The organism is Pseudomonas hormoni (assembly GCF_018502625.1).
Taxonomy (GTDB): domain Bacteria; phylum Pseudomonadota; class Gammaproteobacteria; order Pseudomonadales; family Pseudomonadaceae; genus Aquipseudomonas; species Aquipseudomonas hormoni.
The window spans coordinates 2882765-2895000 of record NZ_CP075566.1 but is presented as its reverse complement, the minus strand read 5'-3'; the positions used below and the strand labels follow the sequence as shown (position 1 = coordinate 2895000).

Annotated in this window: 12 protein-coding genes and 2 rRNA genes (1 of these 14 cut by a window edge); 6 read left to right on the top strand and 8 right to left on the bottom strand. The window is 58.6% G+C overall.

Annotated features, from left to right (window positions below):
- Together KJF94_RS13420 and rrf are read left to right on the top strand one after the other, a co-directional pair.
- Positions 1 to 453 (top strand): 23S ribosomal RNA (locus tag KJF94_RS13420); it begins 2436 nt to the left of the window's first position.
- A 154-nt stretch (positions 454 to 607) separates the two neighbouring features.
- A 5S ribosomal RNA gene (rrf, locus tag KJF94_RS13415) occupies positions 608 to 723 on the top strand.
- A 100-nt stretch (positions 724 to 823) separates the two neighbouring features.
- Here rrf and KJF94_RS13410 read toward each other — a convergent pair.
- Positions 824 to 1564, bottom strand: coding sequence for a Mut7-C ubiquitin/RNAse domain-containing protein (locus KJF94_RS13410; RefSeq protein ID WP_214384115.1), 741 nt, complete (start codon positions 1562 to 1564; stop codon positions 824 to 826).
- Positions 1565 to 1877: 313 nt separating this feature from the next.
- Between KJF94_RS13410 and KJF94_RS13405 the strand changes: the two genes are divergently transcribed.
- On the top strand, positions 1878 to 2339 hold the full coding sequence (locus KJF94_RS13405; RefSeq protein WP_214384113.1) for an HvfA family oxazolone/thioamide-modified RiPP metallophore: 462 nt from the start codon (positions 1878 to 1880) through the stop codon (positions 2337 to 2339).
- Positions 2340 to 2431: 92 nt separating this feature from the next.
- Here the strand turns inward: KJF94_RS13405 and arsH are convergent, their stop codons facing one another.
- The 6 genes from arsH to KJF94_RS13375 all read right to left on the bottom strand — a co-directional run bounded on the left by arsH (position 2432) and on the right by KJF94_RS13375 (position 8224).
- Entirely contained in the window at positions 2432 to 3124 is a 693-nt protein-coding gene (gene arsH, locus KJF94_RS13400) for an arsenical resistance protein ArsH (RefSeq protein WP_214384111.1), read from the bottom strand.
- Positions 3125 to 3135: 11 nt separating this feature from the next.
- The gene (locus KJF94_RS13395) at positions 3136 to 3606 is read right to left on the bottom strand and encodes an arsenate reductase ArsC (RefSeq protein ID WP_214384109.1); all 471 of its coding nucleotides are present in this window, start codon (positions 3604 to 3606) and stop codon (positions 3136 to 3138) included.
- Positions 3607 to 3759: 153 nt separating this feature from the next.
- On the bottom strand, positions 3760 to 5886 hold the full coding sequence (locus KJF94_RS13390) for a TonB-dependent receptor family protein (protein ID WP_214384107.1): 2127 nt from the start codon (positions 5884 to 5886) through the stop codon (positions 3760 to 3762).
- 313 nt (positions 5887 to 6199) lie between these two features.
- Positions 6200 to 6499: a hypothetical protein gene (locus KJF94_RS13385; RefSeq protein ID WP_214384105.1), complete on the bottom strand. Its 300-nt coding sequence runs from the start codon at positions 6497 to 6499 to the stop codon at positions 6200 to 6202.
- Positions 6500 to 6608: 109 nt separating this feature from the next.
- On the bottom strand, positions 6609 to 7304 hold the full coding sequence (locus KJF94_RS13380) for a tRNA (adenine(22)-N(1))-methyltransferase (protein ID WP_284681156.1): 696 nt from the start codon (positions 7302 to 7304) through the stop codon (positions 6609 to 6611).
- 119 nt (positions 7305 to 7423) lie between these two features.
- Positions 7424 to 8224, bottom strand: a complete 801-nt coding sequence (locus KJF94_RS13375; protein ID WP_214384101.1) for a helix-turn-helix transcriptional regulator — start codon at positions 8222 to 8224, stop codon at positions 7424 to 7426.
- A gap of 106 nt (positions 8225 to 8330) precedes the next feature.
- Between KJF94_RS13375 and KJF94_RS13370 the strand changes: the two genes are divergently transcribed.
- Both KJF94_RS13370 and KJF94_RS13365 read left to right on the top strand, forming a co-directional pair.
- Positions 8331 to 9302 carry a threonine dehydratase gene (locus tag KJF94_RS13370; protein WP_214384099.1) on the top strand — a complete coding sequence of 324 codons (972 nt, stop codon included), beginning with the start codon at positions 8331 to 8333 and terminating at the stop codon, positions 9300 to 9302.
- Between the two features lie 99 nt (positions 9303 to 9401).
- On the top strand, positions 9402 to 9731 hold the full coding sequence (locus KJF94_RS13365; protein WP_214384862.1) for a DHCW motif cupin fold protein: 330 nt from the start codon (positions 9402 to 9404) through the stop codon (positions 9729 to 9731).
- 87 nt (positions 9732 to 9818) lie between these two features.
- Here KJF94_RS13365 and KJF94_RS13360 read toward each other — a convergent pair whose 3' ends face one another.
- Entirely contained in the window at positions 9819 to 11024 is a 1206-nt protein-coding gene (locus tag KJF94_RS13360) for an MFS transporter (protein ID WP_214384098.1), read from the bottom strand.
- Positions 11025 to 11177: 153 nt separating this feature from the next.
- On the opposite strand from KJF94_RS13360, the gene KJF94_RS13355 reads away from it, so the two are divergent.
- On the top strand, positions 11178 to 12104 hold the full coding sequence (locus KJF94_RS13355) for a LysR family transcriptional regulator (RefSeq protein ID WP_214384096.1): 927 nt from the start codon (positions 11178 to 11180) through the stop codon (positions 12102 to 12104).
- The last annotated feature ends 132 nt before the right edge of the window (positions 12105 to 12236 follow it).

The window sequence follows — 12236 nt, the reverse complement described above, 5'->3', positions numbered from 1 at the left end:
CAGGCTGATACCGCCCAAGAGTTCATATCGACGGCGGTGTTTGGCACCTCGATGTCGGCTCATCACATCCTGGGGCTGAAGCCGGTCCCAAGGGTATGGCTGTTCGCCATTTAAAGTGGTACGCGAGCTGGGTTTAGAACGTCGTGAGACAGTTCGGTCCCTATCTGCCGTGGACGTTTGAGATTTGAGAGGGGCTGCTCCTAGTACGAGAGGACCGGAGTGGACGAACCTCTGGTGTTCCGGTTGTCACGCCAGTGGCATTGCCGGGTAGCTATGTTCGGAATAGATAACCGCTGAAAGCATCTAAGCGGGAAACTAGCCTCAAGATGAGATCTCACTGGGACCTTGAGTCCCCTGAAGGGCCGTCGAAGACTACGACGTTGATAGGTTGGGTGTGTAAGCGCTGTGAGGCGTTGAGCTAACCAATACTAATTGCCCGTGAGGCTTGACCATATAACACCCAAGCAATTTGACTACTCGAAAGAGCATCAGATTGCGGTGTGTGAAGACGAAACGAACCGAAAGTTCGAGAAACAAACACACAAACTATCGCATACCCATTCGCTGGAGCGTGAACCGCAAGGTACACGAGCTGGCTACCGAATTTCTTGACGACCATAGAGCATTGGAACCACCTGATCCCATCCCGAACTCAGCAGTGAAACGATGCATCGCCGATGGTAGTGTGGGGTTTCCCCATGTGAGAGTAGGTCATCGTCAAGATTAAATTCCGAAACCCCTATCTGCGTATGCAGGTAGGGGTTTTGTTTTGCCCGCAGGAAAGTCTGCCCAAGACGATTTCTATGCAACCCGATGCGCTCGGCTATCGCCCCAGCAGAGGTGCCAGCAGTGCACACATGCCGCGCCAGTGCGAACCCTCCCAGTAAACCCGTTGGCAGGCGTCGCAGCGCAGGAAGTGCGAATAGAGGGCGCCAACGCGTGGCGGCACCTGCGGTCGGGCCAGTTCCGGGCTGATCTCGTGCACCGGCAGGTTGCAATGCAGGCACAGGCTGAATGGCCGCGCGCTACGCGCCAGGTCGAGGCGCTCGTACAATTCGCGCAGCTGCAGCGACGGTTTCAGGGCATGCACGTAACAGCCGTGGCTGATGATCCGCCGCTTGAGCAGATCGCGGTCACGGGTTAGCACGATGCGTCCTTGCTGCGCAGCGATCTCAGCGATCTCGCCATCCTCGAAGCCATTGTCGTAAAGAGTGTCGAAGCCGCTCATGCGCAGCAGACTGGCCAGCCCGCCCAGGTGCGCATCAGCGACGAAGCGCAGCACCCGTAAAGGTTGCGCACGAACCTTCAGCAGCGGGCTGATGTCCAGCGCTTCGAACTTGGGATACACCGCCAGCCGGTCATCGTCGAAGATCACCCGCTCGAAGCCCACCGACTCACCGTTTAGCAGCACCAGCTCGACCTCCGTGTGCGGTATCCCGAGCGCCTCGATCATGTGCTTGACGGTCGCCCCCCGCGCGCACTTGCAGGTGAATGACTGCCACCGCCGTTCGGCTGGCAGGAAATCGTTGAGCTCCTCGTAGAAGCGGAAAGTTGCACTGGTCATGCTGAACAGTATGGCTCTTTTGGGGCAGCTGCGCGGCCCGGCGGGAGCAAGCTCCCTCGCCACAGGGATGCGTTTGATGCGGGATTATTCAGGGGCTTCCAGGCCGCGCGGCATATGTATCGCTGTGTATCCAGACCCGCTGTACAGATGCTGATGTACAAATGCCCCTCGATCCGGATACATCCGGGATACACGGATGCAGTCAAATAACCTGGCCTTAGCGAGAAAGCAAACGCACCTCGCACCACGGCTTATCGCCCTAGTGGCATGACCCTAAACGGCCTCACCGCATACCGTATCCGGAGTAATAACCATGTCCCGTCTCTCGAACAAATCCCGTATTGGCCTGATGGCTGTTTCGCTGGTTGGCTGCATGAACCTCGCGTCGTCCGCTTTCGCCGCTGAAGCACTGCCTCAAGGCTACCAACTCGCCGCGGCGGAAAAGACTAGTGAAGGCAAGTGTGGCGAAGGCAAGTGCGGCGCCAGCGAAACCGGTGCCAAGGTCACCAAGGCCGGTGAAGGCAAGTGCGGTGAAGGCAAGTGCGGCGACGCTTCCTTTGCCCGTACCGACACCGACCACGACGGCCGCGTTTCCCTGAAAGAATTGCTGGCCGTGGCCCCGAAAGGCGGTGAGGAATTCAAGGCGATGGATACCAACAACGACGGCTTCCTCTCCGAAGGCGAGGTCTACAAATTCCGCACCAACCAATTCACCTCCAACGGAAAGAAAGTGCCGACCGAGCTGTTCACCAAAATGAGCAAAGCGCAGAACTGATAGCGGGCGCTGCCGACTACTGCACCTGTTTCACCCCAACGCCCGATGCATCACATCGGGCGTTTTGTATTTCAAAGACTGGTGCTTAAGGTTCAAATCGACCGTTGATTGACGCGCCGGGTCAGTTCTTCTGCCGACTCCTTGCGTTCCGAATAGCGGTCGACCAGATCCGGGCGATCCCTTAGCAACAGTGTGAACTTCACCAGTTCTTCCATGACATCGACCACCCGGTCATAGAGGGAGGACGGTTTCATGCGATTGCTTTCGTCGAATTCCAGAAAGGCCTTCGGCACGGATGACTGATTGGGGATGGTGAACATCCGCATCCACCGTCCCAGCACGCGCAGTTGATTCACCACATTAAAAGACTGGGAGCCACCGCTGACTTGCATGACCGCGAGCGTTTTGCCCTGGGTCGGGCGAATGGCGCCTATTGCGAGCGGCACCCAGTCGATCTGCGCCTTGAACACGGCAGACATCGAGCCGTGGCGCTCGGGCGAACACCAGACCTGGCCTTCAGACCATTGCATCAGCTCCAGTAACTCCTGAACTTTCGGGTGATCGTTTGGGGCGTCATCCGGTAGCGGTAGTCCCGATGGATTGAAGATCCGCGTTTCTGCACCGAAGTGTTCGAGCAATCGGGCGGCTTCTTCAATCAGGAGGCGACTGAATGAACGCGGTCGGGTCGATCCATACAGCAGCAGAATTCGCGGCTTGTGCCGGGTGTCATCACCGGTTATCGACTCAAACAAGGAAGCGTCGAGATGGGGCAGTTCGTGGGGCATGAGGGCTCCGGTCAGAGGGTGCTGATACGGTCGAGTTCGCGCTTCAAGGCATCGCGGTCAAGTTCGGCGAAGGGCAGGGCGAGAAAGGCCCGGCAGCGTGTCTCGATGTGCGCCAGTGTCGAGTGGAAGGCCGCGGTTACGACGGCCTCATCGCCCTTCACCTCGGAGGGATCTTCCAATCCCCAATGAGCTTTCAGGGCTGGTCCGAAGTAGACCGGGCATGCCTCGCCGGCGGCCTTGTCGCAGACGGTGATGACAATGTCCGGGGGATTGGCTTCGAAGGCGTCGTTGCCTTTACTGCTCAAACCGTCAATTGCGATGCCTGCTTCCTGCAGCGTCGCAAGGCTGCGCGGCAGCACCTGCCCCTTGGGGAAGCTGCCAGCGCTGATCGCCTGGAAGCCATGCGCTGCAAGATGATTGAACATCGCTTCGGACAGGATGCTGCGACAGCTATTGGCGGTGCACATGAACAGAACGCGCATGGTGACTCCTCTTCAGATGAGCATGTACATATGGATAATCGAATATACGGTTATCCATATGCAGGGGTCAAACTCAATCCAGGCCGGTTATCCCGTACGCTTTTGAGGCGGCTGTTTTTGCCTCAGCCCGTCGATGAGCCTGCGCGCAATGCCTCAGAGCAAACTCCACGACACCCCGACATACACCCCCAAACCTTCACCCGGCGTGGATCGTGCTGCGTCCAGCCCTTTGTCGTCATAGCCCGGAGTGACAGTGGCGGCGTAGTGCTTGTCAGTCAGGTTGCGCACGTCCAGCCAGGTCTGCCAGTCGCCCTTGGGTGCGTTGTAACCCAGGGTTGCGCCGAACAGCGCGTAGGGATCGGCGTAATAACTGTTGGCGTAATCCACCGCAACTTTGGACACCCATTGCGTGTTGAGCGCGGCGAAAAAGCCTTGCGGCCAGTCGTAGCGCAGCTCTCCCTGGTAGTAGTGCATCGGTAGGCCCGGCAGGCGGTTGTCGCCGAAGCGGTCGTCGTCGCGGTAGTGGAAATCACTGAAGGTGTAGCTCTGGCGCAGGCTCAGTTGGCCGCCGTCGTCCCGCGACCACAGGTTGCTCTGCAGGCTGGCTTCCACGCCCTGGTGCACGGTGGGGCTGGCGTTGAGTTCGTAAGGCGTGGTGGCGTTGGCATCCGGTAGCACCGAGAGCAATTCGTGGCGCACTTGGGCGAAGTACCAGGCCAGGCTCCATTGCCCCATCGCGCTGTCACCACGGCCGCCGATTTCCAGGGTGGTCGCGGTCTGGTTTTGCAGCTTGATCGGGTCACGCTGGGCACCTGTGGCGACGCCGCTGCCTGCCGGGAATCGAACGTTGGAGCTGTAGATCAGCGACCAGGGGTGTGGCGCTTCGACCGAGCGGCTGAGATTGCCGAACAGTTGCAGGTCGGGTGTCAGTTGGTAGCGCAGACCTAAACGTGGTGCATAGTCCCAGTCGTTAAGGCTGGTCTTGCCGCCTCCTTGCGGGTAGGTCACGGCGCTTTCGCGGCGGGTGTAGACAGCGGCAAGGCCTGTCGTCAGCCAAAGGTCGTTGGCAATCTCCAGGTCGTTACCCATATGCAGGACGGTGTCCGAGCCCTGATAGGTGAAGTTGCGAATGTGCGTGCCCGGCGCGTAGCGGGCGGTGTTGCCGGTGGGGATACGCACCAACTCGCTGGCGCCGGCATTGGGCAGGTGTTTGGTCACTCGCAGACCCAGAGTACTGCGGCTTTCCATACCCCAGAGTGTGTCGCGACGCTTGTAGTCGAACGTGCCGCTGACGTCGGTGTACGCGACCTTCAGGCGGTTGGGCCCTTCACGCAAGTCCATGGGATAGTCGTGGTAGACAAGGCCGGTTTGAACGCTCGAATCGTCATCGATGTAGTAGGTGGTCTTGTTGCCGATGAAGGTGCTGCCCGGCTGTTCACGGCTGTCATCCCGCGACACGTAAGCGGGGTTGGCCGCCCGTGGGTTGTGCTCGATGGAGTGCTTGGTCACCCGCCCGGCGAGCTCGTTGTCGGTCTGGCGATAGCGCAGGTAGAAGCGCGTTTCCAGGTTCGGGTTGAAGCGATAACCGAAGTTGGCGATGACGCCCTGGCTCTCGCTGGCGGTGTGGTCCTGATAGCCATCGGAACTCGCGTCGGTCATGGACACGTAGTAGTCGAAGTCCCCCAATACCTGCCCGGAGCTGACCTGGCGTTGCTGATAACCGTGGCTGCCCATCGCATAGCGCACCTGCAACCGCGGTGCGTTGTAACCGGTGTGGCTGACGTAATCGATCGCCCCGCCCAAGGCCAGCGCGCCCCGGTCGAAACCGTTGGCGCCGCGCAGCACTTCCACGTGGTCGAGCCACAGCGGCTCCAGCAATTCGTAGGGCGTTCCGCCCGGACCAGTCAGCGGCAGACCGTCGAGCAGGCTGTACAAACCCGAAGCATGGGCGCCCGGTGCGCGGTTGATCCCCGAGCCGCGGATCGAGATTTTTACCCCTTCGTTGCCCGCAGACTGGGCATAGACCCCCGGCTGATAAGCCAACACATCCTGGTTGCTGGCCACGCGGCCCTGCAGGGGGCGGCGCAGGTCAACCACATTGGTGCCGCCGGGCACTTCGGCAAGGCGGGCCTTGGCATCCTCGACCGACGCGTCTTCGCCGCTCCGGTCCTCAGCCCCAATCAGCACTTGTGCAAGTTCCAGGCCCTGAGCTTCGGCCATGGCCGGACAAACAAGGGCCAGGCCCAGCAACGCAGCGGGCAAGGATTTGGGCGAGGGCATTGAGAAACTCCAGACGGACAGGAACGGGCAGTGAAGAACTGCGACGCATAGAAGAACGAAGGAAACACATGGCAATTTTGTTTTTTGGCGAGGGAAATGGGGAGGGCAGGATTTTCTTGCTGCCCGGTCATGCGTTGTTGCAGAAATGCAGTCCCGCAAATGGGACCGCTGCCTGGCGTCTTACGCGGGCGGATCGATCTGATCGAGTACGCGGTTTGCCGTGATTTCCAGCTTTCAGGAAGTAAGCATGAGGTCGCTTAAACACGCGCCTTCCGCGGATGTTTGATGAGCGCAAACGCACATGGCTGCATGGCTAGTTTCTACACTCGGCCAACACCACCTGGCAGGTATCCGGCGTACCACCGGAGCGGCCGGCATAGCGAATGCAGTTATTAAGTGATTTCGTGCGCGCGATGTTCAACGTATCCCCCCAAGCGAGGCCGCCCTCGCCGGAAGTGGGCAGCGCTTTGGCATAGCAGCTCGAGCCGACGTTCGACGCCGAATACCTGGCCGTAGACGTTTTACCCGAGCATCCCGCCATCAACACCAGGTTGATGGCAAGCAGGGAGGGCAGGATCCATGACGAGTATTGACGTGCTGTTTTTCCGGTCATGGCGTTTTCCTGAAAGAGGCGGCTAGCAGCGTGTGTGTAGTCGTGTACTTATCAGATTAGACGGTAGAAAGTGGCCGGCACGCTTTGTCGTGCCGTTCATTGACCGGGCTCAAGCCAGCAGTTCGGTGATCCACCGGGCCTGCCGGGCGACGTCCTGCATCTTCTCCTCGGGCACGGCCTGCCGCGCTCGGGCGAAGTGGGTCAGGGTCTGCTGCTTATGGCGCAGGATGCGCTGCCACTTGACCAGAAACGCCGGGCTGCGTTTCTTCATCTGCAGCGGGCCGAAATACAGCTCCTCGGGGGTGTACATCACCGACCCGGTGCGCTCGGCGACGATGATTTCGTAGTCGAAGCGGTTTTCCCGCAGCACCTCCTCGAAGAGGATTTGGTAGCCATTGTCCATCAGCCATTGGCGCAGTGGCTGCTCGCCGCCGTTGGGTTGCAGGATCAGGCGCTCCTGGCCGCTCATGCGCGCCTTGCCGCTGTCGAGGATCTCGCGGATCGTCTCGCCGCCCATGCCACAGATGCTGATCGCCGTGATCCCGTCTGCCGGCTCGATCGCCGCCAGGCCATTGGCCAGGCGCACGGTGATCCACTGGTCCAGACCGTTCTCGCGCACGGTGCGTTCGGCCGAGTGAAACGGCGTCTCTGCCACCTCGCCGGCCACCGCCGCTGCGATGGCGCCACGGCGCATCAACGCCACCGGCAGGTAGCCGTGATCCGAGCCGATATCGGCCAGGCGCGCACCTGCTGGCACCTGCGCCGCCACGCGCTCCAGGCGCATGGACAATGTCTGTTCGTTCAACTGCAGCCCCTTTTCACCACGAACGTCCGGCACCTCTGGCCGGATCGGGACGCGATTCTGCCCAGCAACGCCGTGCATTACAAATGCCTGCTATCCGATAACCAGGCCCTGAACGGACTTTAACCTCTCCGCAACTGCGCCGGACTCACGCCAAGTCGTTGCTTGAAGGCGGTTGCCATGTGCGCCTGGGAGTTGAAACCGCAGGTGAGGGCGATCTCCGACAGGCTGGCTGTTGAATCTCGTAGACGGGCACGGGCCTTGGCGAGGCGTCGGTCGATCAGGTAACTGTGCGGGCTTTTGCCCGTTGCGCTCTTGAATGCCCGCATGAAATAGCCTTCGGACAATTCAAGCACTCCTGCCATCGCCTGCACACTGAGGGGGTCCTCAAGGCCAGCGTCAATGAACTCATCGAGCAGGCGCATCCGGCTGTGGGTGATAGAACCCTGGAGCGGTGCCGACAACGCGTCGTGCTCCTTCGCCCGTTCAGCCAGGGCAAATGCCCAGACCTCCCAATCGTCATCCAGCGAGGCACGCAACAGGGCGCTGCGCATTCGCAGCGCGAGGGTTATGGCCTGCGGATCAATACGATTGTTGAAGGCGCGATCGCCCATCCATTCCATACCCTCGGTATGTATGACCCGCAGGTACTCACCGCCGTCGGATGACTCGGACAACACGTCACAACCGGCCGGGACGAACGCCAGGCTATTAGGCGTGGCGACGAAGGGGTGCACCCGGTCGCTGCCGATGGCGTGCAGGCCTCGCTGGCTGTCGAAGGCAAAGCCAATCGCGGCATGGGTCGCTACATATCGGGCAGAGTAGGCGCAGCCGGGCAACAATTCGATCGCCCAGGGCCCGGCCTCGACACGGCGGATCGGTTCAGTAACGAGCAATGGTTGCGGGCGGTTTCGATGACTCATGAACACCATAGTAGTGAAGAGGGCGCACAAAAGTCAGGTCAGTTTTTTGAAAGCCAGCGCAAAGCACCCCTGCCTAGACTGGGCAAAACCTCAGGGAAGCTGCTTCATGAACAGACTGACTCGCGACGATATCGAACAAGCCGCTCACCACGTGTACCAGGTGATGCCCGCCACCGCCCAGTACCCTTGGCCATTGCTGGCTGAGCGGTTGGGTTGCACGGTGTGGGTCAAGCATGAAAACCACACCCCGACGGGGGCTTTCAAGGTGCGCGGCGGCATCAACTTCATGCACTGGCTCAAACGAGAGCACCCAAGCGTGAAGGGCATTGTTTCCGCTACCCGCGGCAACCATGGCCAGAGCCTGGCGATGGCCGCAAGCGCGCAAGGCTTGCGGGCGTTGATCGTAGTGCCGGAAGGCAATTCGCTGGAAAAGAACAATGCCATGCGCGGCTTCGGCGGCGAGGTGGTTGAGTACGGCCGCGATTTCGATGAAGCCCGTGAAGAGGCTGCACGCCTGGCGCAAGTGCATGACCTCTACCTCGTGCCGCCATTTCACACCGAATTGGTCAAAGGCGTGGCCACGTATGCGCTGGAGTTGTTCAAGGCTGCGCCGGACCTGGATACCGTCTACGTGCCGATTGGCTGTGGATCGGGGATTTGTGGAGTGATCGCTGCCCGCGACGCACTGGGCTTGAAAACCCAAGTGGTGGGTGTGGTTTCCACAGAGGCGGCAGGCGCAAAGTTATCGTTTGAAGCTGGAACAATCTGCGAAACCGCCTCGGCGAATACCTTTGCCGACGGCCTCGCCGTGCGCAAGCCAGTGCCCGAGGCCTTCGCCATCTACGGGGCAGCGGCGGCGCGAATCGTATCCGTCAGCGACAGCCAGATTGCCGACGCCATGCTCGTGTATTACACCGATACCCACAACCTCGCTGAAGGGGCAGGTGCGGCGGCCCTGGCAGCGCTTATTCAGGAGCGTGAAACGATGGAGGGCAAAAGGGTCGGGGTGATTCTGTCCGGCGGGAATGTTGACCGGGCGGTGTATGCGAGAGTGATTGCCTCTGGCCTTCATGCTTGAGAGGGCCCCTGTATCTCATAAATGCGAGGCATCTGTGTCTATCGAGAGTGTCGCTGGATGGCTACGGTCTACAGACACTCTTTGATTGATGAGGCAACCATGGATCTAACGGCTGTTCCCTTTGGTACGACCGATTGGTCGACTGTCGAAACTGTCCAGCATGCTGGAGCAACGGGCACGGCCTATTGGCGAACCTGCCAGTTTGGATCGACGCGCGTGCGAATGGTTGAATACAGCCCCGGCTACCTGGCCGATCATTGGTGCTGGAGAGGTCATATCCTGTTGTGCCTGGAAGGCGAGTTGCACACGGAACTGGAGGATGGTCGCCAGTTCACGCTCACCGCCGGGATGAGCTATCAGGTGGGTAGCAACGCTGAGGGGCATCGATCTTTCAGCACTACGGGTGCCAGGTTGTTTGTTGTGGATTGAATCTGGGAGTGCCCGCTTTCGACCCAAAGCAATGGACATTTATAAGGTGATTTTTTGATTCCTCACTGTCTTTCTCATTGATGCCCTTCAATCAGGATCCATACCCGTTGTAGCGCTCAAATTGGAAGCTCCCAGGAAGTAAAACATTCCACCTGCAACAATGAAGAGCGTAAGCATGTAGAAGATGTAGTGGGGAGGCTGAGTCGCCAGTACGACTCCGCAAAGCACCGGGCCCAGTGCCGCACCGAGGTTGGACAGGTTTTGCGCTCCGTAATACATGCCACGCAGGTTGTCCGGGGCGATTTTGTCGATGAACATGTACTCGGCGGGGAATACGATGATTTCACCCACCGTGAAAATGGCCATGGAAATCACCCAGAGCAGAACAGAGGTCGACAGGGCAAACCCCGCCAACCCCATCATGAACATACTCAGTCCTGCCGCCAGCCACAGATTCAGATGTCTGTGAGAGATCTTCCTGCCTATGGAGTATTGCAAGCTGATCACGATCAGCGCATTGGTCGCCACAACGGTACTGATGATCTGGTAGGTGGATTCTGGTGTAGTAGTGACCACCAGATACTGCGAGAGATAAGCGGTGAACTGGCCAAAGACCACCGCACTGAGCAGCCCACCAAGGGTGAAACACACCAGCCGATAATCCTGGAGTAACAGTTTTCCCACGGCCAGAAACGGTACTGGTTTCTGAGCTTTATCGGTAGCGTTCAGGTCTCTATTGCCCCAAACGAAATAGATGAAGAAGAATCCTGCTCCAAGCCCGGCAGATAACAGGAATGGCAAACTGATATCCAGCTTGGCCATGCCTGCGCCAAGAAACGGGCCGACGGCATACCCGATATTGGTCAGCGTGTATTTGATCGAGAAAACTTCGCTTCGATCAGTGACAGGAAGCAGGCTGCCAAATCCTGATTTGACCGCGATATCAATGACCGCATAAGCCAGGTTGATCAGTACCAGGCAGCTGTAGAACAGCCAAAGATCACGAGCCAGAAACGTCCCGAGAAACCCCAGCGTGAACACACCACTGAAGCCCAGGATCAGCCGGTAACTGGACATCTTGTCGACAAGAAAGCCACCGTAAAGACTCAATAACGACCCGATGATCAGTGTGCTGCCAATAACCAGGCCGATATCGGCGACGCTCAAGCTGAAACTGCCGGAAAGGTAAATGACCAGATAGGGCAGGGTGATTGCTCGCGCCAGGGTCAATATCAGGGACGCCGACAGCAGCAAATTTATTGTTGTCGGATAGTTTTTTAGCGTGGTCAGCATCCTTGCCTCATCGTTCAGCAGGTTATTTTTATGGTGTTCGTCAGTCGCATAGTGTTGATTGATGCGCGAATCAAGCTTACTGGGGAATTGTGTTCTGATTTATGATGTTTTTTATCGAGTCGACAGAACTCAATTCATGAATACCGGGCGGCCATGTTTTCCTCCGAACGATTAAAGGGCATTGATGTATTTGTCTGCGTCGCCGACTCCGGCAGCTTCAAAGGCGCTGCCGAGCGGATGAGTCTGACGGCTTCGGCAATCAGCAAAGGGATAGCTCGATTGGAGAGCAGGCTTGGAACTCGGTTGTTCCATCGAACAACTCGAAGCTTGTCACTGACGGATGCGGGGATTGCGTTCTATCGCACATGCACAGGCGTGCTGGCTGACCTCGAAGAGGCTGAGCTGTCCCTACTTGCCGAAAACACCGAGCCTCGAGGCAGGATTCGCATTGACCTTCCAGGTGCATTCGGCCGCCTGCAGGCACTTCCGGTTATTCTGCGATTTGCCCAGGAACATGCGCTGCTGCTCCCGCACATTTCGTTTTCCGACCGTTTGATCGACCCTATCGAGGAAGGCGTCGATATCGTCGTACGCATCGGTGGTTCGGACGTTTGGCCCGCCGCATTGGAGCACCGCTACCTGGGCAGTGAGTGGCATATCTTCTGTGCGTCTCCCGCATATTTGAGTAAGCACGGCACGCCTGTGACCGATCGCGATCTGGAACAGCATCACTGCATCGCTTACGGCTGGGCGGACGGAACGGTTAGCCCTTGGAGTTTTTCAGGAAAGCACCCGGGCGAAATTGAACGCAGGGCGATAGCCGCAAAGTTCGTTGTGGGAGATGGCGAAGGTCTGGTGATCGCGGTATCGGCGGGATGCGGGATCGCGCAGTTACCTTCATGGTTGATCAAACGTCAGCTTGAAGAGGGGACATTGGTTGAAGTGCTTCCCCACTTGGCAACTGATGGCCTGGCGATCAATCTGATTTGGCTAAGGAGCCGTCAGGCGCTTCCCAAGGTCAGTGCATTATTGGAGGCACTTGCCGATGGTTTGGTGCCGTCTGCTAGCAAAATCCAATGACTGCTCTTGGCCGATTGTTGTCCGTCGCAAAGGGCAACAAATGAAGGAGAACCCGCACTCCTGAGGACCAGGCTCAGAATCGAAAACATTGGCCAGCCTACGGCGAGGCATTACCGCAGGCTATGCTTGATG

What these genes read in the sequence shown, in the direction of transcription:
- KJF94_RS13410 (WP_214384115.1), bottom strand. Translation starts at nt 1,564, where the DNA reads ATGACCAGTGCAACTTTCCGCTTCTACGAGGAGCTCAACGATTTCCTG.
- KJF94_RS13405 (WP_214384113.1), top strand. Translation starts at nt 1,878, where the DNA reads ATGTCCCGTCTCTCGAACAAATCCCGTATTGGCCTGATGGCTGTTTCG.
- arsH (WP_214384111.1), bottom strand. Translation starts at nt 3,124, where the DNA reads ATGCCCCACGAACTGCCCCATCTCGACGCTTCCTTGTTTGAGTCGATA.
- KJF94_RS13395 (WP_214384109.1), bottom strand. Translation starts at nt 3,606, where the DNA reads ATGCGCGTTCTGTTCATGTGCACCGCCAATAGCTGTCGCAGCATCCTG.
- KJF94_RS13390 (WP_214384107.1), bottom strand. Translation starts at nt 5,886, where the DNA reads ATGCCCTCGCCCAAATCCTTGCCCGCTGCGTTGCTGGGCCTGGCCCTT.
- KJF94_RS13385 (WP_214384105.1), bottom strand. Translation starts at nt 6,499, where the DNA reads ATGACCGGAAAAACAGCACGTCAATACTCGTCATGGATCCTGCCCTCC.
- KJF94_RS13375 (WP_214384101.1), bottom strand. Translation starts at nt 8,224, where the DNA reads ATGAGTCATCGAAACCGCCCGCAACCATTGCTCGTTACTGAACCGATC.
- KJF94_RS13370 (WP_214384099.1), top strand. Translation starts at nt 8,331, where the DNA reads ATGAACAGACTGACTCGCGACGATATCGAACAAGCCGCTCACCACGTG.
- KJF94_RS13365 (WP_214384862.1), top strand. Translation starts at nt 9,402, where the DNA reads ATGGATCTAACGGCTGTTCCCTTTGGTACGACCGATTGGTCGACTGTC.
- KJF94_RS13360 (WP_214384098.1), bottom strand. Translation starts at nt 11,024, where the DNA reads ATGCTGACCACGCTAAAAAACTATCCGACAACAATAAATTTGCTGCTG.
- KJF94_RS13355 (WP_214384096.1), top strand. Translation starts at nt 11,178, where the DNA reads ATGTTTTCCTCCGAACGATTAAAGGGCATTGATGTATTTGTCTGCGTC.